The sequence below is a fragment of the Bacillus sp. ChL18 genome, assembly GCF_026241425.1.
GTDB classification, from domain to species: domain Bacteria; phylum Bacillota; class Bacilli; order Bacillales; family Bacillaceae; genus Bacillus; species Bacillus velezensis.
In genome coordinates, this window is sequence record NZ_JAPHWE010000001.1 from 1,107,512 (window position 1) to 1,127,208 (window position 19,697).

Sequence of the window (19,697 nt, forward strand, 5' to 3'; positions counted from 1 at the left end):
CTGAATGAGACTTTGTCATTTAGTTCAGAAAAGAAGCTCTACAAACCATTCAGCGGTTATTCATTTTGCAAGTACTCTCTGAACTAACCCTGATACCAATATAATGCAAGGTCATTCATTGCCGAAGCGTAGCCCTGCTGTCTTAACATAGTTGTTATGCTGCCCCGATGATAAGTTCCGTGATTGGCAACATGGAATAAAATTTCTGAGTAAGCAGTTTCTCTGTAACCTAACCAAGGATTATTTAAGTTCATTGTTTGTTCTAAATCTGTTTGGCTATTCATCCATTCTTCAAACTGTGAAGCCAGTTCATCATAAGACGCCGCAAATTCATCTGCAGAATATAAATGAGCCCTTTCTGCATAAGCCGCAGAACCTTCCACTGCTTCCTGCATGTCTATTCCTTTAAGTACTTGCAGCCACACAGCATCCACCGCGCAGATGTGACTGAACGTTTGAGCAATTGTAGGATATGAACTGCGAACCTCTTCATAAAGAACATTACTTGGTAATTCCTTTATTCTTTCTAATAATGCTTTATTCGCCCAAACATGATACTGATACATATTTTTTGCATGGTTCATATAACATCTTCTCCTTTAAAGTTGATACTTATGATTATAAAAAAAGATATATGACAGCACATCGTCATACATCTTGATAAACTTTCATTATTTTTTTGGCTTCAGCGATTAATTTTGATTGCAGCTGCACCGGTTTTATCATTTTAGCTCCGCTGCCAAAGCTTAAGAGAATTGATATAAGCCATCCGGCATGCAGAGGCTGATAAACAGAAATGGTAAACGTCATACTTCCATCACTGTTCATGACTTTAGACGCGTTCTGAAATTGATCTAAAGCTTTTGCCAGAGAATTGGGATCAACCCAAATGACAACATCCTCAAACCCTTCCGCATTGGAGTCTGAATAAGATGAATCATCTTTCACTTTGTGACTGCGCAAAAACTCTTCTTGAGTAAGCGTTATATTCATCATACGTGATACTCTAAATTCTCTATCATCTTGACGTTCTCTGCAGAAGCCATATACATACCAATTACGAAACTTATAATGAAGGTGGATAGGTTCTACTTCACGTGATGTAAATTCATTTTTATTACTGACATAATCAAAGCGTACTGCCTTTTTTTCCTGTATAGCTTTTCGCAGCCGGATTAATGAATTCGGTTCTGTTCTAAGGCTTTCCAAGTTAACATACAAAGTCCTGCTGTTTTCGCTTGTATTCAGAGATTTTAATCTATCTATTGTGTGTTCAACTTCCTTATCTTCAAAAACACTCGACAAACTGCTTAATACTGTAATTAAATTCAATACATCATGAGAACCGATTAAACTTTTATCAAATTTGTATCCTCTCATTATCCCAAAACCGCCGTTAGCCCCTTGGTATGAAACGACTGGTATTCCAGCTGCACAAATCGCTTCGATGTCTCTATAAATTGTCCGCGTTGATACTTGAAATTCATCAGCTAAACTGGAAGCAGATAAAATTTCATTATGTAAGAGCTTGAATATGATTGATAACAAACGTTCTAATTTCAATTCTCAATTCCTTTCCTTATTAGGGTTGGAAGTGCTCTTTTGGCTCTGACACATTTATGCCGCTCACCTCCTGTCACTTCAAGAAACCACGCAGAAAGCTTAATTTTTCCACCTAATCGCATAATACGCGAATTACCATATACTTTATACTTTGCGACCCCGATAAACCCTTCTATCGCTTCATTTGATATTCAATAAAACGCCTGTTGAACCTTTGCTTATGTATACAGCTTCATCTTCACTGAGTAATTTGAGGTCCAATTTAAGATAAAAATCTTCTTTTTATGGAGATGTTCGTTCTATCGACATTCTTGTGATAAATATGGTAAAATTCATAAAAACAAGGGAGTGTTGTTACATATGAGTCTTATCATTTTAGCATCCATGCTTTTATGGGGTGCAGTGATCCACGAGCTAAACAAACCTTCAAAAAAGCAAAGTAAACGAAAAATGATCCCTTTGGTATCCCTCAGTTCTTTATCTACTTTAATCATCACAATTTCGCTTTTTTCTAATTTAATTGGTTGATATTTGTTATGAGGAAACCCGCCAGAGGTTCCTCATAACACTAAAAACCTACTCACTGCACTTTTTACAGCAGACCTTATCAGAGTGTTTGCTTAACACTTTGTCCATTCTCCCCACAGGCATCTTCTTCTCACTCGGAAGTGTAAGATAAGCTGTTATCTCATCCCCTGATTTTAATGTTTTTCCGCAGATAGAGCATTTTAACTCAGTATTAAAGAAATTTTTTAATCCCATTCAGAAGCCTCCTTATTTACCTTTATAAAGTAATACGTTAATGCTTTATAAAAGTTTCACGTAAAAGAAATACTCTTGCCTGGGAATATACTTCGTTTCAGTTGATCCGCAGCCGCCCCGGTCATCGTTGTCTACAAATATACCCCACCCAATAGGCCGCTTTTTCATTTTAAGTGAAATCATCTTCATGCTTTGACCAGTTTACTGCAGTGTATAGATTGTAAATTTGTGACATTTATTTGTCCTCTTTTAATTTTTTCTCCTTCTCTCAATTTGAAAAAAGAAGGAATTATTTTATAAATATTGTAAATTTATAACTGTATCACATTCACTATTAAGAGGAGGAATACGAATGAAAAAGAAAATTATTGCCGGCGCTCTTGCTTTTGGGTTAATTCCACTAATGGGGACTGCAGATGTTTCTGCAAAACCTTTGCCAAATCCAGATAAAGTTATGAAACCTGCTGGTTGGTCATGTGACGCTCCGTATATCGCGTGTCAGCCTTTTTCTGGCGGTACCGGTAAGGTTTCATTCAACTATCAAGGCAGCTCTCCAGGAAAAATCAGAGTTTTTGTTGCGAATGACGGCAGCAAATCTTTCAAATTCACCATTAATTATCCTAATGGGAATACACTCTTATCCTCTACGACATTAAATGCGGGGAAAACGTTCATTCAAGAATTCAGCGTTAACCAAAAAGGAGAATACATCCTGAAATATGATAGCGGCACCGGTGATAGTGTCGATGGTTTCTTTAGATCTGTTGAGATTTAAATTCCGTTAGGAAAGTCGGCAGTTTTGCCGACTTTCTTTTACAAGCCTTCTGCAGGAATAAACGTAAAATTTCGAATAAACATATGACCTTTTTGAAACGGAAACTTTATCGGCATCACAAACCCGCAAGCAGCCTCCTTGTATCGTACCTTCCGTCCCTTTGTGATTTGTTTTGATTTGTCGTATACTGCGCTTGCCCGGGAAATGATGAATATTTTCGTTAACTATAATTTCCCTGTACCTCTTCGTATGTGGCTCTGCATGATGAAGTAACTTCATGGCTCACCACTTTCATACACAGTTTCATTGCATGTTTAGCCATATCCCTCCTCTTTAAACAGCAAACCGTCCAATCCATTTCTCTCTTTCAGTTAACTTCCCATTATTTTACATTATTAGAAGCTCTTCATTTTAGACATAACATCCATTTTTTCTTATTTAGACTTAAATCTATGTCGAAATTTATCGTCCGGCATATTATGTACTATCCTAACAACAGGAGGTGGCAATAATATGGGGAACTACGGTGGAAGCTCTTTCGTATTGATCGTTGTGCTGTTCATTTTGTTAATCATTGTAGGTGCTGCATTCCTTTTCTAGCACATTGACGATTTATATTCGTCTCCCAAACATTGCATCCCTTAGTTCGGACAGACGCCATAAGAAGTTTTATGGCGTTTTTACTTTTTAAAAAAATCCATCTAAGATAACCATTTTTTATTTTCACTCTGGTAAGCGGGAGCGTTTCCTCCCCTGCCTGCGCCAATATTGCCGCTATGAAGAATAAGGCGAACAATCCAATTCGGAATAAAAACTTGTTCATGAACAAAACTCCTAAATAGTTGTTAAAAAACTAAGGCGTTTTTAATTCATCAGGATTACAGATGTTGTGAACTTAAAAAGGATATTACTCACCCTTATAAAATTGTCATTCGTTAGATTTAGTCACTGAATCTTATTTGTTTGGTATCTTAGCGGCCTTCCACACTCATTTAAAAAGGGTCCGCCCACAAAATACGGTGTTCACACATTAAGTCATTTTCACATAAAAAAAACCGGATTCCTCCTTTATGAGGTTCCGGTCTTTTTTAGTTAAAATGCGGGAATTATCTGGTGACGTGCTGCACACCCCCGCTATTATAATATTTCAATAGAGCCTTCTGTTCCATGAACGCGTATTCGCTGCCCATCTTTTATCAATTGGGTTGCATTTTCAACTCCGACAACTGCAGGTAAGCCGTATTCACGCGCGATAACCGCTCCATGGGTCATCAGTCCGCCAACTTCAGTGACCAGGCCTTTTATGGATACAAACAATGGTGTCCAGCTGGGATCAGTATAAGGGGTAACTAATATATCCCCATCTTCCAAATCGGCATCTTCCATGTTTAAAATAACCCGTGCCCGCCCCTCTATGACTCCCGAGGAAACGGGGAGCCCTGCAATCGCTCGGGCCGGGAGATTTTCTCGTTTGTACTCGCCTGTAACGATTTCACCGTCAGATGTGATAACACGCGGCGGAGATAGTTTTTCATATACTTTATACTCGCCTTTTCGTGTGCTGATGATTTGGTAATCCAATTTATTTGTGCGTACGACTTCCTGAAGTTCTTCAAAAGTGAGATAGTATATGTCTTCTTTTTCATGAATAACGCCCGCTTCTGCGAGTTGTTCGGCTTCTTTCAGTAAAGCCTGCTTATAAACGAAGTAGCGGCTGATCATGCCGTATTTTGGATATTCTCTGAACCCGCTGAAGTTCCGGATGATGCGGATCATTCGTTTGGTTTCTTTGGCTTTTTGTTCACCATCCGGTAATTGCTTCAATCGGTCTAATAACTCTTGTTCTTTCTTCAACGCCTCCTGCCGCCCTTGCTCAAATTTCCGCTGGCTGGCATTTGGCTCAAAGTTTTTGAGATTATTAAGAATCATAGGGACAAGTGCAGTTGGTTTTTCGCTCCATCGAGTTCTTGTCATATCAATTTCTCCGGCACATCGCATTCCGTACTTGCTGAGATAAGCATAGATAGCGTCACGGGTTTCCCGCCCGCCTTCAAACGTCACCAGCCCATCCAAAAAGTGATCATCTTTTACATTCTCTAAATAGGCAATTACTTCTGGATAAGGGCGGATCACATCAGCGACGTCTAATAGCGCAAGCCCCATTTCTGAGGTAATATTATGGGATACAGATTGAGAAAGCGTGTCTGCTGCGTTTTTTTCACCTAACCACTCGTTCATTTTTTCGTTAATCCATGATGAAGCATCCATTGCAGTTCGAATCAACACCGAACTTTTTGGGTTAAATAAAATCTTCTTTAATTCGTGGATATCTTCCAAAATAAAACGAAATAAATCAGATCCTGATTTCGCCTGGATGTTTTGTTTTAACTCTTCTATCGATGCTTGACTGCTCTTAATCAAATCAGAAACAATTGCCGGATCGTTTTCAGCTTGTTCCGGCATATCTGCATTGCCTTTGCCGGGAATCGGTGCCGTTTTATCAGGTATCGGCTTAATGAAATCATCTCGCTCTATTATGGTCATAAGTGCGTCTTTTAAGAGCGGATCGTGCTGCCCCATGCCTTTTAAGAAAACTTCTCTGACATTAGGAGATGCCAGCTGATGTGTGACATCAACGAATAGCCTTCCGCCGGCTTTACGCATGGGTGCAGCAGTCGTCAACAGAAAAAAAGACAATCCAAGGGGTTTTATGGGATCCGTCATCATTTGCTGATGACCAACAGAGATATAGACGTGATTTTCTTGATCGTTCGCTTCAGGAACGGGGTATAACGTTGTGATCGGACGACTTTGGACAATATAAAAAGTATCGCGGTCCAAACACCATTCGATATCTTGCGGCTGGCCGAAATGAGCTTCGATCTGTCTCCCGATACGTGCCAGCTGTAAAATTTGTTCATCAGTCAGTGTTTGAATCTTTTGCTGATCAAGAGCGATCTCCTGTGTTTCTGTTCCGCCTTCTTTTCGTCCATAGATAGCCAATTTTTTAGTTTCTATTCTCTTATCGACGATTTGCCCGTCCTGTACTTTATAACAATCGGCAGAGACTAAGCCGGAGACAAGTGCTTCACCAAGTCCAAAACCGGCATCGATGGACAGCAGCTTTCGGTTTCCGGTCATCGGATCAGCGGTAAATAAAATTCCCGAAGCCTGAGGGAACACCATCCTTTGGATGATAACGGATAAATAAACTTGGCTGTGATCAAACCCATTTTGCATACGGTAAATGACCGCGCGATCCGTAAATAGGGACGCCCAACATTTACTGATATGCTGCAAGATCGCATCGACGCCGGTAATATTTAAATAGGTGTCTTGTTGACCGGCAAAAGAAGCATGCGGTAAATCCTCAGCTGTCGCACTGGAACGTACGGCATAGGCATGTTCTTCGCCGAACCGGGAGAGATGGCAAGCAACTGCTTTGACTACATCTGAAGGAATTTCTGCTTCCATAATGGTTTGCCGGATCTTTTTGCTGACTTCACCAATTTGATCGCGATTCTCCGCTTTCAGCATGGTCAGTTGATCCAACAGCGCTTGTAACGTTTCGTTTTGTTCAATGGCTTTTTGATATCCTGCGGTTGTGACACAAAATCCTTCCGGTACTTGTATTCCTTGAATTTTTGATAATTCCCCTAAATGTAACCCTTTTCCTCCAACGAGCAAAGGCTGTGTTTTTTCAATTTCGTGAATGCCGAGAACCAAAGAACTCATTCTATATCTCCCCTTCAAAAAAATTTGACAAGAGCTTTTCAGCATGATATAATCATAATATAAGATGGATAACTATGAATTTTCACACAGAAAGCGCGCGTGTTCTGATTATATCACCGTGTCTGTTTTTGTGCAATATAAAAAGAACCTCGCCAAATTGGCGAGGTTCTTTCTTCATTTTTGTCGAAAGCTCTTTAAAGCTGTATTGAGATCTTTTGTGTGAACGTAAATGTTCTTATACAACTCGAATAGTGTTTTATATTTTTGAACATTTTGTTCTTTTGGATAAAATGCAGCTGCTTCATGAATGAACTGCTCTGCGCATTCTTCAAGAGAGTCAAACCACCCGCTTCCGAAGGCAGCTAACATCGCAGCCCCCATGGCGGGACCTTGTTCATTTTCTAACTTAACCACCCTCGTATTGAAAATATCAGCCTGCATTTGAAGCCACGTTTCATTTTTAGCTCCCCCGCCAATAGAGACAACCGTATCAACTGATTTTCCCGCTTCACGGAATAGTTCAATTGATTCATATAAAGAGAATGTGATGCCTTCCATTATCGCCCTCAAAAAGTGCTCTCTTTTATGGGCTCCGTCCATTCCGATCAAGCTTCCCCGAATAGATGAATCAGCATGCGGCGTTCTTTCACCGACCAAGTAAGGAGTGTACAGCAGTCCATTTGCTCCTATCGGAACAGATTCCACCCCCCGTAATAATTGTTCAAACGATTCGTTTGGCGCAAACGTTCTTTTAAACCAGTCCAAGCTGTACCCTGCAGCGAGCGTGACCCCCATCGTATAAAAAGAATCCTTTTTTCCATGATTAAAAAAGTGCACTTTCCCTTTAAAATCTCTTTCTTTGTCTTCTTCACAGGAAAGTATGACTCCTGACGTCCCAATGCTGCATAACGTTTTTCCGGAAGAAAGAATACCGGCTCCGACAGCACCGCAAGCATTATCTGCTCCCCCGGCGTACACTTTTGTTTTTTCCAACAGCCCTGTCTTCGCCGCAACGCTCGGAAGCAGCGATCCTACACAGTCATGGGATTCAACAAGCGGAGGACAAATTTCCGCTGAAATACCAAATTGATTGCAAATCTCATCGCTCCACTCTTTGCGGGTCATATGTAAAAGTAACGTTCCCGCCGCATCGGAGTATTCCGTGTGAATGGCGCCAGTCATGCGGAATCTCACATAGTCTTTCGGAAGCAAAAAAACAGCGGTTTTGTTAAAAAGTTCAGGCTCATGTTCCTTCACCCATAACATTTTAGGTAATGTAAACCCTTCAAGAACACGGTTTTTTGTGATATCAAGCAGATGATCGCCAAATGTCTCGGTTATCCTGCTACATTGAGGCGTCGTTCTGGTATCATTCCAAAGAATCGCATGACGCAGCACCCGCCGATCTTGGTCAAGCAGTACTAACCCATGCATTTGTCCTGAATAGCTGATCCCGTCAATATCCCCGGCTTGAACGTTGGATATCGAAATCAATTCAGCCAATGCTTCAATTGTTTGCTGCACCCAGTCTTCAGGATTTTGCTCACTATATCCCGCCTTCTCTTGGATGAGCGGGTAACTTTTGGACGTTTCTGCACAAACCTTGCCGTTTTGATTGACTAAAATGGTTTTAACGGCACTCGTTCCAAGATCTATTCCAATGACATACTTCATTTTTTCACTCCTTCCTCTCTAAATAGATCCCCATTGAAATGACCCGCCATAACAGTAACTTCATGACGGGCCATTCCGGGAACTTGGCTGCCTGCATCTTTTTACAGCGGGATCTGGAGCTTCTTTTTTCATTATACCTGTAAAATGTATTGGTTTAATATCGCTTTTAACCGCTCCTGTCTCCCTGATTCGTTTTTAATTGGCTGATTGTTCAGCGCATATTGCTCAAGTGTCTTAAAATCAGCTCTTCCTTCTGCAATTTCAAGACCAATCCCTTCAGTAAAACTGCGGTAACGGTGTTGAATCACATCTTCAAACACACGATCTTCGATTAATTTGTGGGCGGCTTTCAACCCTCTTGCAAATGTATCCATCCCTGCAACATGGGCATATAGTAAATCATCAGGCTCAAAAGAAGATCTTCTGACCTTTGCGTCAAAGTTTAATCCGCCGCTTCCAAGACCGCCATTTTGCAGGATTTCGTACATTGCTAATGTCGCAGAATATAAATCTGTCGGAAATTCATCTGTGTCCCAGCCTAAAAGGGGATCACCCTGATTCGCGTCAACAGAGCCAAGCAGACCATGCACTCTCGCCATGCGTAATTCATGTTCGAATGTATGCCCGGCTAATGTGGCATGATTGGCTTCGAGATTTAATTTAAAATGATTGTCTAAGCCATATTGCTTTAAAAAGGCAATGGTTGTTGCTGCGTCCGTATCATATTGATGGGTGGTCGGCTCTTTTGGTTTTGGTTCAATCAAAAACTGCCCTGTATACCCGATTTCCTTCGCATAATCCACTGCCATATGCATAAATCTGGCCATATTATCAAGCTCAAATTTTAAATCGGTATTTAACAAAGTTTCGTACCCTTCACGTCCGCCCCAAAATACATAGTTCTCGGCGCCAAGCTCTTTTGCGGTTTCTAATCCTTTTTTTACTTGGGCTGCGGCATACGCAAATACATCTGCATTACAAGAAGTCGCCGCACCATGGACGAAACGGGGATTCGTAAACATGTTTGCAGTATTCCATAATAACTTAACGCCGCTGGTTCTCATGTAGTCTTTTATCATGTCCACGATTATATCCAGATTTTGATTTGTCTCTTTTAACGTACTTCCTTCCGGTGCAATATCCCGGTCATGAAAAGCAAAAAATGGCGCATCCAGTTTTTCAAACAGCTCAAACGCTGCATCTACCCTCGCTCTCGCCAGATCCATGCCTTTATAGTGATCCCACGGTCTCTGCATCGTAGCTGCGCCAAAAATGTCTGTGCCGTCAGCGGTAAATGTATGCCAATAGGCAATAGAAAATCGCAAATGCTCTTTCATCGTTTTTCCGCCAATTACTTCTTGAGAATTATAGTATTTAAATGCTAAAGGATTCGTGGATTCTTTCCCTTCGTAAATCACTTTGTTTGCGCTTTCAAAATAGTTGACTGAACCGGAATGAGAGTGAGCCATGTGTGATTTCCCCCTTAAAAATAAATTCTAAACATGATCATTCAAATACAAATGCTTTTATGTCATGTTGCACATTAGTTTGTTGCCCAAACAAACTAACTTATTTTCATCTTATATAACCTCATCAGTATTTTCAATATTTTTTTTAGTTTTTTACGAACACATTAGATATAATAAAGGTTGGATTCGCTATGTACTGCGTTTCGCACGATAACACAGAACGTTCAACTTAATTTAAAGATTATACAAATGGAGTGGATGAAGTGGATATCGCTGATCAAGCCTTTGTCAAAAAAGTTAACCAAAAGTTATTACTAAACGAAATACTTAAGAATTCTCCTATTTCAAGAGCAAAATTATCTGAAATGACCGGATTAAATAAATCAACTGTTTCGTCACAGGTAAACACATTAATGAAAGAAAACCTCGTATTTGAAATAGGTCAGGGACAATCCAGCGGCGGCAGAAGACCTGTCATGCTTGTTTTTAATAAAAAAGCAGGATACTCCGTAGGAATAGATGTTGGCGTGGATTATGTTAATGGCATTTTAACAGATCTTGAAGGGACGATCGTCCTTGATCAACACCATCATTTGGAATGCAATTCTCCAGAAATCACTAAAGATATTTTAATTGAGATGATTCATCACTTTATTGCAAATATGCCGCAATCTCCATACGGGCTTATTGGTATAGGTATTTGCGCGCCCGGGCTGATTGATAAAGATCAAAAAATTGTTTTCGCTCCGAACTCCAACTGGAGAGATATTGACTTAAAATCTTTCATCCAAAAGAAGTTCAATGTGCCCGTTTTTATTGAAAATGAGGCAAATGCCGGCGCATATGGAGAAAAAGTATTTGGTGCTGCAAAAAATCACGATAACATGATTTATGCAAGTATCGGCACAGGGATAGGGATCGGCGTTATAATCAACAATCATTTATATAGAGGGGTTGGCGGATTCTCTGGAGAAATGGGACATATGACAATAGACTTTAATGGTCCTAAATGCAGCTGCGGAAACCGAGGCTGCTGGGAATTGTATGCTTCAGAGAAGGCTTTATTAACATCTCTTCAGACGAAAGAGAAAAAAGTGTCCAGCCAAGATATCATAGACCTCGCCCATCTGAATGATGTTGGAACTTTACAGGCATTACAGAATTTTGGTTTCTATTTAGGAATAGGCCTGACCAATATTCTAAATACATTTAATCCGCAAGCCATCATTTTAAGAAACAGCATCATTGAATCGCATCCTATGGTTTTACATTCAATTAAAAGTGAAGTGTCATCCAGGGTTTATTCCCATTTAGACAATAGCTATGAATTATTACCATCTATCCTAGGAAAAAATGCACCCGCTTTAGGAATGTCCTCTATTGTGATTGATCATTTTCTCGACATGGTTCATAACTGAAATGTACATACTTCTATGTTTACGCTCATCTTTAAAGATGGGTTTTTTTATTCTATGAGTATTTCTGAATCAATACTGACATAGGCACCTTCTAATATGAAAAAGGAGTTCTAAAATAGAAATCTCCTTTTTCATGTGCTAATTATTTTTCTTTATAACGAAAATATCTGAAGTCGGCCGGAATATGATGACCGCTCGTATCTTGGCATTGCATCCCTACAAAAGCTCCTGTAAAGAATCCCCCTCCGCGGATGTAATCATCTGATAATTTTTTCGATTCCAATGCAATGTCAATTTTGTGCCAATCTTCTTTGTTAAATGAATACAAATAATAATATTTTTCGTTTTCAATATTCACTTTTAAATAGACATACTTGACTTCACGAGGAATCACAATTTTATTTTTTAATGGCTGTGAAAAAGAAAAGTTATCACATATCGTTAATTCAAGAATACGGCCAAGTTCTTCATCATACGTGACTTGAAGAGCCGTCCAATTCTCTGTATTGTAATAGTTCACCAAACCAGCGGCTTGCTGAAAATTTTCCGGATAAAACGCAACAGCCGTTTCCGCTTCAAAATGGAGACTTTGCCAGCGTCTGGCTGCAAATGCCTGAGTAAATGTCGAAGTTAAGGATTCATGGCCGTATAATCGTAAATGATTTGGCACTTGAGTTAATGATCCTAATTTCTCCGTAAACGGAATTCTTAACGTTTGAAAATTAATATTTAATGTTGCATCCTCAAATTCATCAACTTCCGGATACGTGTCTTCAAACATTGTTTCTGGTATAGAAGGCGCATCCACTTCCAAGCTCCCTTCTTTTCCGCCTGCTACATAAGGCCATTCATCTTTCCAATAGAGCTTTTGAATAGCTGTTTCTCTGCCTAGAGGACAATATCCTCTCTGTTGAAAAATTGAATCATCGTCCGGATGAATGGGACGTCCCGTTAAATGGGCTAAATACCACTCATCTGTATGTGTTTGTACAATGGATGCATGTCCGCATTTTTGCAGCGGATTTTCCGGCGCATGCCATGACGTTAAGATAGGATTATCAGGATGAACTTCATATGGACCCTCAATATTTGCAGAACGGGCAATTGTAGCAGCGTGTTCGAACCGCGTTCCTCCTTCTGCGGTTAATAAATAATAATAGTTCCCGATACGGTAAAGGTGCGGCGCTTCTGTCAGCTTTCTTTCAGTTCCTTTAAAAATCACTTTCGGTTTGCCGATTAGTTTTTGCTCCTTATCAGAATATTCCTGCATGACAATGCCTCCAAAGGAGTGCCGATCAATACGCTGATCCCATAACATATTTAATAAATATTTTTTCCCATCCATATCATGGAACAAAGAAGCATCAAATCCCGAGCTGTTTAATGTGATCGGCTCCCTCCAATCACCATTAATCGTGTCACAAGTCACTAAATAATTGTGACAATCTTTCCAGGCGCCATCTACGACCTTAACATCCGTATAGATCAGCCAAAACTTTCCGTCGCTGTAACTTAAACATGGCGCCCAGACCCCGCCTGAATTAGGATTTCCTTTCATGTCTAATTGCGAAACTCTCTGTAATGGATGTGCAACTAAGTGCCAATTGACTAAATCTTTTGAGTGGTATATCTGGACTCCCGGAAACCACTCAAATGTAGATACAGCGATATAATAATCCTCTCCAACCCTGCAAATACTCGGATCGGGGTTGAATCCTTTAAGTACTGGATTGATAATCTTCATTTTGAACTCCTCCTCAGCTATTTTCTGTTGACTCATCATGTTTTAAGCTTTGAAATCGTCAATATGATCCAAATAAACTTTGTCTCTATTCTCTAATTCTCGAACCATGCTTTTATATTTTTTCTCATCTAAGTTATAGAAATTAATATCAATCATGGCCAGAACCAGTAAGAACACGGGAATAATGGTTGTTGTAATTAAAATTCCCGTCAATGCCTCCGGCGTTTGCACCTGATTTGCCACATATCCAAACTGATCTAGAACCAAACCCGGTACAACCCCTCCCAAGGCCATGCCGAATTTAAAGAAAAATCCGATAATAGCGTATATGAGACCGCCCATTCTTTTCCCGGTCTTATACTCTCCATATTCTATTGTTTCAGGAATAAGCGCCCACATATATCCCCCGGCAGTGAGACTTCCTGCAGCGGCCAGCAATCGAAAGAAAAGTATGAGGAATACATTACTTGACGGAACGAACAGTAAAGCTAAGAGGCCGATCATATTTAGTAATAATGCATAGTTTAGTAATTTCTTCTTCCCTAATAATTGATGAAGCTTTGGAATAAACGGTAAAATGACTAAAGCAGGCAAACTTCCCAACAAACCGTACCACTTCACTAAATCTGCTCTTTCTAAATTATACGTTACGTAATAGATGCCAACCGAATTACTGATTGAATTCACTCCAAAAATAATAATAAAGAAAATACTTAATACAACTAGAGGCCGATTAACACGAAATTGCTCAAATATATCCGAAAATTTAATTTTTTCTTCAGATTTTTGAAGCGTGACACGCTCTTTTGTGCTTTTAAAACAAAAGATTAAAAGGCACCCGCCTATAACTCCCATAATACCCATGGTTAGCTGCCAGCCAAGAGATTCGCTGCCGGAATTATCGCTTAAATAAGCAGCCAGTAAGGGAACAAAAAATGCAACGACAAGTCCTCCAAGATTCGCAAATAACATACGGACAGACGTTATACTAACAACTTCTTGATTATTTCTGGTCATTGCAGATGTTAACGCGCCATATGGCACGTTTATCATGGTGTATGTAAGCGATAAGCCGACATAGGTGATATAGGCATATATTAATTTCCCCATATCCGAAAAATCCGGGGTTGTAAAACAGAGTATTGCCAATATGACAAAGGGAAAAGCTCCGAATAAAAGATACGGTCTGAAGCGGCCAAACCTGCTATTTGTTCTGTCAACTATTGTTCCGATAAAAGGATCAGCGAGAGCGTCGATGATTCTAACCACTAAAAACATCGTACCGGCTGTTGCTGCCGATAAACCAAAAACATCTGTATAGAAGAACAAAAGATACGTAGACACTGTTGCATAAATTAAATTACAAGCAAAATCTCCAGACGCATATCCAACTTTTTCAACCATGCTGATCTTCTTTACATTTTCACTGAGCATGATTTCTCCCCTTTTCGATCCTTTACATAAGGAACATGATGAATGGTATAACATTTCTTTAAAATTATCAGCCAGTGAGCGGTATATAAAAGCGCTTTCAAAAAACGACAGCGGTTCACTTTCACAGAGCATTTTCATCATCCAAATGGTGATCAGATAGCAGTGAACAGGATAAAAGCTTGGCTTTCGCTTTTTATACACCTCCAATTAAATCGAGCCTCTTATCCCCCTCCCATTTAAGACCTTTACATGATGGACAATTAAAGTGGTTTTATTAGTTTGTTGATCGAACAAACTAACTTGATTTCATATTATAAAATCTTTTCTGCTTTTTCAACTCTTTTTTCAGAGAATTTAAAACCGACCAAAGGACATACCATGTTGTAATTGCCGACTGCTTCGACAGACGTTAAGTAAAAACCCCCTGTGTCACCTGACTGACTTATTAAATGATAAGCACTTCCATCATCTTTTGTTTAGAAAAAACTTATTAAGAAACATGCACTAGAAAAAATGCGAATCATATATAAGTGATATCCCGTTTAATTGGTTGAGGAGGATATGATGAAACCTATGCTGCCTTTTGAAAAATATTTTGGGGATTTAGAACTGGTTTATACATTTTATGGAGCTATGCCTACCGGTGTTACTGTTTCAGAAACTGGTCGTATTTTCATTTGTTTTCCGAAATGGGGAGACGATGTTAAATTTACGGTGGCGGAGATAATTGGGGATAAATTGCAGCCTTATCCTGATTTACAAACTAATTTGGTTAACCCTAAGAATATCAAAATGACTTTCATCAGTGTCCAAAGTGTAGTTACTGATGGAAGAGGAACCCTTTGGGTACTAGATACGGCGGCACCCAATTTTTCTGAACCAATTAAAGGCGGGGCAAAATTAGTCGCTGTTGATTTAAAAACGAATACAATCAGAAGAGTTTATACCTTTACAGAAGATGTTGTCCTTCCAACAACATACCTGAATGATGTCCGATTTGATTTTCGTGTTGGAACTGCAGGTTATGCCTATATAACGGATTCTTCTTCCAAAGGACCAGGAGCTATTATCGTCGTTGATTTAGAAACCGGAAACGCATTTAGACGGTTAAATGGAGCAAATCCAACTTCACCGGATTCCTCTTTTATACCGAAAATAGAAGGCAAAATTTTGATGAATCGTAACAGAGATGGTTCAACTTCCCCGTTTAGGCTGGCATCCGACGGTATTGCGATTTCTCCTGACGGAAAGGTATTATTTTTTTGTCCACTGACCAGCCGTCATCTGTACTCGATCTCAACAGAACCCCTGAGAGATAGAGATATACCGGACATGGATTTACTTTATCATGTGGCGTATTGGGGAGAAAAAGGCGCGTCTGATGGAATGATTACAGATGCAAAAGGAGCCATTTATGCCGGAGATTACGAGAACAATAGTATTCGAAAAATACTGCCGAATGGCACAATGCAAACCATCGCACATGATCCGAGAATTTTATGGCCGGATACTTTTTCGATTGGTCCGGATGAATACTTATATGTCATCGTGAACCAATTACATCGGCAGGCTAGATTTCATTATGGAAAGGACTTACGACTGAAACCTTATAGTTTACTTCGTATCAAAATTGATGAATTTCCTGCTCCTGCTTTTTGAAAATAAAAATGGCCGGTTCAATTTTAGAGCATAATTGGCTTCATTTAGCCTTCATCCTAAAAGAAATCAAATTTCAAATAAAAATGAAGGAAATCATATAATATCCTCATTTAAATATAAAGGGTTTATTCGAGCCGTTTATAACGCACTGTTGACGTATATAAGAAAAAAACAGACCTCCCTTGAACCTCAGAACCTGAAGGAATAGGTCTATCATGAATATCAGATGAGCAAGCCCTTTGATGGGCAGCTTTTATTACAGAGCCAGGGTGATACCCCGGTCTTTTTATTAAGGGAAAAACACTGTAACCCGTCTGTATTTTACAGTTTGTCACGCTTTTCTTCTTTTTGAATCTGGGACAACAATGAAATTTACCCAGGGAATACTTGGACATAAAAAAATAACCATCACCTCCGACATGTACTCCCATATCTCAGAGAAACTTGAAAATTCGTCAGTTGATTGTTATGAAGAATATATAGTCCCCTGTTTTGTCGGGAATTTGTCGCTTATTTTTCGTTTTAACCCAAATAAAATAAACAAAAAAGAGCAGACCGAAGTCTGCTCCCTTCAAAAGTTTATGATTTGTCATTATCAGATAGCCTTAGAACCGTAATACTCAATAATATTAAGCCTATAAACGTGCCGTATTTTCCGGTATCTATATCTGTGAGTGGAGCTACAATATATTCAATCAGGAATATAATAATAGCTATTGAGACTAATATACGATTCATTTGACATTACCACCTTAATAATTAACCATTTCTCCAAGGTACAACAACAGGGGTACCAATTATCCAATTATAAGAAATTCCGTACTTTCCATTATCGGATACTTTTTTTATGGCATACTTACCAGCAAACATTGCCCCTGCAATTGCTCCAGCATATACTGAAATCCCAGGTATTTTTTTTATCAATGCTGCTATCCCGGCGATAGCCCCTGCTATACCGTCAGCATCCTCAACAATATCTAAGAATTTTTTAATTACACACGAATTCATGCTCACCTTGACTATAGGAATTGCTACCGAAACACCTTGTTTCCCTCTACATTTTGCTAGAGTTGACATCTCACTTGATTCATCAGAAATATTAACTGTAGCAGAATCGACTAGTGTTCGATGGCCATCAGTTAACAAATATTGATCAACTTTAATCGACTCTTTAGAGGTTCCTTTATCTAGAGTTTTTTGATCAATAAAATACTGTTTTCCGCCATATTCGATTGTATAAGATGCTTCACCTTCAGACTGACTTATAACATTCATTCCAGAAACATTGGTTTTTACCTTTTCATTCATCGATGTCTTAGCATAAGAAGGAAGTGCAAATCCGCAGACTAAACTCAATACTAGAAGCAAGCTTACTATTTTTGTTTTCAAATTATTATCCCTCCTTTAAGGAGACTAACATAGTCATAATGAAAAATACACCATATAACGTTAAAATAGGAAATCTCACCTACACAACTGCTTACTACAAAAAAGCACTCAGATTATTCCGAGTGCTGTAGCAATGCGTAAAATGGCACGCTGTTTCATAATAGGTGTCCTTCTTCATGCCGAGTTCCATATAAATATGAATGTCTTTCGTTTGGCTGGCTGCTAAGTATTTTTTCTCAAGGATCATGCGTTCTTCATCGTCCAGGCTGTTTTCTAACGCCCTTTCCATCTGCTTAACCTTCAGTTCATTTAATATGAAAGAATCTCTGATTGAAGGAAACGGGCTGATACCAGCGTCAACCGATTCCTTCAAAAATTTAAAGAAAAGTCTAAGCGTGGTTTTTCCACAAAAAAGAGGTTCAATTGGCTGTAGCTGAAAAAGAAAAACGAATGGATCATCAAAACAAATAAAAAACGAGAATACAATATGGAGTTTATCAATAGCGATGACATACCTTTTTTTACGTGTAGCATATGAATGAGGATTATATCTCCACAATTATGGAGTAATTTTTTATTGTTTTTTTGTGGGTGTTTTGTGGGTGATACTTGATTTATATTAAGTTATTAAACTTGTTAAGAAACCAAAAAATCCCCTGACACCAAGAGTGCCAAGGGATTGAGAGATTAATACTGAGACATGTATTGTTCGCGCTCCCACGGATGAACCTGTGTGCGGAACATATCCCATTCGATTTCTTTTGCTTCGATGAAGTGTTCGAACAGGTGCTCGCCGAGCGCTGCAACCATGACTTCGTTTGATTTGAATTCGTCGAGAGCTTCCGCCAGTGTCGCCGGAAGATCTACGATGCCGTTTTCCATGCGCTCTTCTTTGCTCATGACGTAGATGTTGCGGTCAATCGGAGCCGGTGCTTCAAGTTTGTTTTTGATTCCGTCAAGGCCTGCTGCAAGCAATACGCTTAACGCCAGGTACGGGTTTGCCGCCGGGTCTACGCTGCGGACTTCAACACGCGTGCTGATGCCGCGGGAAGCCGGGATACGGATCAGCGGGCTTCTGTTTTGCGCGCTCCATGCCACGTAGCAAGGTGCTTCATAGCCCGGAACAAGGCGTTTGTAAGAGTTCACTGTCGGGTTTGTGACAGCCGTAAAGCTTGTCGCGTGTTTTACGATACCGGCAATGAAATGTTTTGCTGTTTCACTCAGCTGAAGGTCAGCGTCTTTATCAAAGAATGCGTTAACGCTATCTTTAAAGAGTGATAGGTTGCAGTGCATACCGGAACCGTTTACGCCGAACAGCGGTTTTGGCATGAATGTCGCATGCAGACCGTGTTTGCGGGCGATCGTTTTGACAACCAATTTGAAAGTTTGGATGTCGTCACAAGAACGGATGGCACCGGCATATTTAAAATCGATTTCGTGCTGTCCCGGAGCAACTTCATGGTGAGATGCTTCGATTTCAAAGCCCATTTCTTCAAGCTCAAGCACGATATCGCGGCGGCAGTTTTCTCCCAAGTCAGTCGGAGCCAGGTCGAAGTATCCGCCTTTATCGTTCAATTCAAGCGTCGGTTCGCCTTTTTCATCTAATTTAAACAGGAAGAATTCAGGCTCAGGTCCAAGATTGAAATCGCTGAAACCGAGTTCTTTCATTTCTTTCAGAATCCGTTTGAGGTTGTTACGCGGGTCACCTTCGAACGGCGTGCCGTCCGGATTGTAAATGTCACAGATGAAGCGTGCTACTTTACCTTTTTCAGCAGTCCATGGGAAGATTACAAATGTGTTCAGATCAGGATATAAGTACATATCAGACTCTTCGATACGGACGAAACCTTCGATGGAAGAACCGTCGAACATGCATTTATTATCAAGTGCTTTTTCAAGCTGGCTCACAGGAATTTCCACGTTTTTAATCGTTCCGAGAATGTCTGTGAACTGAAGGCGGATATACTTTACGTTTTCCTCATTTACTAATTTTACGATGTCTTCTCTTGTGTACTTTGCCATTTCGTAAAACTCCTCCTCTAAAAGGTAAATGTATATAGCAAAACAGTTGCTAA

Annotated in this window: 16 protein-coding genes; 4 read left to right on the forward strand and 12 right to left on the reverse strand. The window is 39.8% G+C overall.

The annotated features are described in order from the left end of the window. Nucleotides 1–83 precede the first annotated feature (83 nt). The 3 genes from OQ477_RS05535 to OQ477_RS05545 all read right to left on the reverse strand — a co-directional run bounded on the left by OQ477_RS05535 (nucleotide 84) and on the right by OQ477_RS05545 (nucleotide 2,325). Nucleotides 84–584 (reverse strand): DinB family protein, encoded by a 501-nt coding sequence (locus OQ477_RS05535; protein WP_265971682.1) that lies wholly within the window; start codon nucleotides 582–584, stop codon nucleotides 84–86. 64 nt (nucleotides 585–648) lie between these two features. Beyond that, a complete protein-coding gene (locus OQ477_RS05540) occupies nucleotides 649–1,563 on the reverse strand; it encodes a helix-turn-helix transcriptional regulator (protein WP_265971683.1) in 915 nt (304 codons plus the stop codon). A 576-nt stretch (nucleotides 1,564–2,139) separates the two neighbouring features. Further along, nucleotides 2,140–2,325 (reverse strand): hypothetical protein, encoded by a 186-nt coding sequence (locus OQ477_RS05545; protein ID WP_003154035.1) that lies wholly within the window; start codon nucleotides 2,323–2,325, stop codon nucleotides 2,140–2,142. Between the two features lie 352 nt (nucleotides 2,326–2,677). Here OQ477_RS05545 and OQ477_RS05550 point away from each other — a divergent pair, with 352 nt between their 5' ends. Then, the gene (locus tag OQ477_RS05550) at nucleotides 2,678–3,100 is read left to right on the forward strand and encodes a hypothetical protein (RefSeq protein WP_088462084.1); all 423 of its coding nucleotides are present in this window, start codon (nucleotides 2,678–2,680) and stop codon (nucleotides 3,098–3,100) included. 513 nt (nucleotides 3,101–3,613) lie between these two features. Next, nucleotides 3,614–3,700 (forward strand): YjcZ family sporulation protein, encoded by an 87-nt coding sequence (locus OQ477_RS05555; protein ID WP_076983440.1) that lies wholly within the window; start codon nucleotides 3,614–3,616, stop codon nucleotides 3,698–3,700. Here the strand turns inward: OQ477_RS05555 and OQ477_RS05560 are convergent. The 4 genes from OQ477_RS05560 to xylA all read right to left on the reverse strand — a co-directional run bounded on the left by OQ477_RS05560 (nucleotide 3,672) and on the right by xylA (nucleotide 9,978). Continuing rightward, the gene (locus OQ477_RS05560) at nucleotides 3,672–3,923 is read right to left on the reverse strand and encodes a hypothetical protein (RefSeq protein ID WP_265971684.1); all 252 of its coding nucleotides are present in this window, start codon (nucleotides 3,921–3,923) and stop codon (nucleotides 3,672–3,674) included. The two genes, OQ477_RS05555 and OQ477_RS05560, sit on opposite strands and share 29 nt — an antisense overlap. Nucleotides 3,924–4,237: 314 nt before the next feature. After that, nucleotides 4,238–6,835: a phosphoenolpyruvate synthase gene (gene ppsA / locus OQ477_RS05565; RefSeq protein ID WP_265971685.1), complete on the reverse strand. Its 2,598-nt coding sequence runs from the start codon at nucleotides 6,833–6,835 to the stop codon at nucleotides 4,238–4,240. Between the two features lie 174 nt (nucleotides 6,836–7,009). Then, nucleotides 7,010–8,509, reverse strand: a complete 1,500-nt coding sequence (gene xylB / locus OQ477_RS05570; RefSeq protein ID WP_095272113.1) for a xylulokinase — start codon at nucleotides 8,507–8,509, stop codon at nucleotides 7,010–7,012. A gap of 131 nt (nucleotides 8,510–8,640) precedes the next feature. Beyond that, complete coding sequence (gene xylA, locus OQ477_RS05575) at nucleotides 8,641–9,978, reverse strand: xylose isomerase (protein WP_021493439.1); 1,338 nt, start codon at nucleotides 9,976–9,978, stop codon at nucleotides 8,641–8,643. Between the two features lie 263 nt (nucleotides 9,979–10,241). Between xylA and OQ477_RS05580 the strand changes: the two genes are divergently transcribed. Further along, nucleotides 10,242–11,396 carry a xylose repressor gene (locus OQ477_RS05580; RefSeq protein WP_265971686.1) on the forward strand — a complete coding sequence of 385 codons (1,155 nt, stop codon included), beginning with the start codon at nucleotides 10,242–10,244 and terminating at the stop codon, nucleotides 11,394–11,396. A gap of 142 nt (nucleotides 11,397–11,538) precedes the next feature. Here the strand turns inward: OQ477_RS05580 and xynB are convergent, their stop codons facing one another. Beyond that, on the reverse strand, nucleotides 11,539–13,140 hold the full coding sequence (gene xynB / locus OQ477_RS05585) for a xylan 1,4-beta-xylosidase (protein ID WP_265971687.1): 1,602 nt from the start codon (nucleotides 13,138–13,140) through the stop codon (nucleotides 11,539–11,541). Between the two features lie 42 nt (nucleotides 13,141–13,182). Next, nucleotides 13,183–14,574 carry an MFS transporter gene (locus OQ477_RS05590; protein WP_061581348.1) on the reverse strand — a complete coding sequence of 464 codons (1,392 nt, stop codon included), beginning with the start codon at nucleotides 14,572–14,574 and terminating at the stop codon, nucleotides 13,183–13,185. A 564-nt stretch (nucleotides 14,575–15,138) separates the two neighbouring features. Here OQ477_RS05590 and OQ477_RS05595 point away from each other — a divergent pair. After that, the gene (locus OQ477_RS05595) at nucleotides 15,139–16,233 is read left to right on the forward strand and encodes an L-dopachrome tautomerase-related protein (RefSeq protein WP_265971688.1); all 1,095 of its coding nucleotides are present in this window, start codon (nucleotides 15,139–15,141) and stop codon (nucleotides 16,231–16,233) included. 759 nt (nucleotides 16,234–16,992) lie between these two features. Here OQ477_RS05595 and OQ477_RS05600 read toward each other — a convergent pair. From OQ477_RS05600 to glnA, 3 genes are all read right to left on the reverse strand, one after another. After that, nucleotides 16,993–17,622 (reverse strand): hypothetical protein, encoded by a 630-nt coding sequence (locus OQ477_RS05600; protein WP_224181736.1) that lies wholly within the window; start codon nucleotides 17,620–17,622, stop codon nucleotides 16,993–16,995. Nucleotides 17,623–17,716: 94 nt separating this feature from the next. Further along, entirely contained in the window at nucleotides 17,717–18,181 is a 465-nt protein-coding gene (locus tag OQ477_RS21020; protein WP_412459245.1) for an ArpU family phage packaging/lysis transcriptional regulator, read from the reverse strand. 128 nt (nucleotides 18,182–18,309) lie between these two features. Then, nucleotides 18,310–19,644 (reverse strand): type I glutamate--ammonia ligase, encoded by a 1,335-nt coding sequence (gene glnA / locus OQ477_RS05610; RefSeq protein WP_007410365.1) that lies wholly within the window; start codon nucleotides 19,642–19,644, stop codon nucleotides 18,310–18,312. Nucleotides 19,645–19,697 lie beyond the last annotated feature (53 nt).

Excerpts from the sequence above, each read along its gene's own strand:
- OQ477_RS05535 (WP_265971682.1), bottom strand. The coding sequence starts at position 584 with ATGAACCATGCAAAAAATATGTATCAGTATCATGTTTGGGCGAATAAA.
- glnA (WP_007410365.1), bottom strand. The coding sequence starts at position 19,644 with ATGGCAAAGTACACAAGAGAAGACATCGTAAAATTAGTAAATGAGGAA.
- OQ477_RS05595 (WP_265971688.1), top strand. The coding sequence starts at position 15,139 with ATGAAACCTATGCTGCCTTTTGAAAAATATTTTGGGGATTTAGAACTG.
- OQ477_RS05550 (WP_088462084.1), top strand. The coding sequence starts at position 2,678 with ATGAAAAAGAAAATTATTGCCGGCGCTCTTGCTTTTGGGTTAATTCCA.
- xynB (WP_265971687.1), bottom strand. The coding sequence starts at position 13,140 with ATGAAGATTATCAATCCAGTACTTAAAGGATTCAACCCCGATCCGAGT.
- ppsA (WP_265971685.1), bottom strand. The coding sequence starts at position 6,835 with ATGAGTTCTTTGGTTCTCGGCATTCACGAAATTGAAAAAACACAGCCT.
- OQ477_RS05545 (WP_003154035.1), bottom strand. The coding sequence starts at position 2,325 with ATGGGATTAAAAAATTTCTTTAATACTGAGTTAAAATGCTCTATCTGC.
- OQ477_RS05560 (WP_265971684.1), bottom strand. The coding sequence starts at position 3,923 with ATGAACAAGTTTTTATTCCGAATTGGATTGTTCGCCTTATTCTTCATA.
- xylB (WP_095272113.1), bottom strand. The coding sequence starts at position 8,509 with ATGAAGTATGTCATTGGAATAGATCTTGGAACGAGTGCCGTTAAAACC.
- OQ477_RS05555 (WP_076983440.1), top strand. The coding sequence starts at position 3,614 with ATGGGGAACTACGGTGGAAGCTCTTTCGTATTGATCGTTGTGCTGTTC.
- xylA (WP_021493439.1), bottom strand. The coding sequence starts at position 9,978 with ATGGCTCACTCTCATTCCGGTTCAGTCAACTATTTTGAAAGCGCAAAC.
- OQ477_RS05590 (WP_061581348.1), bottom strand. The coding sequence starts at position 14,574 with ATGCTCAGTGAAAATGTAAAGAAGATCAGCATGGTTGAAAAAGTTGGA.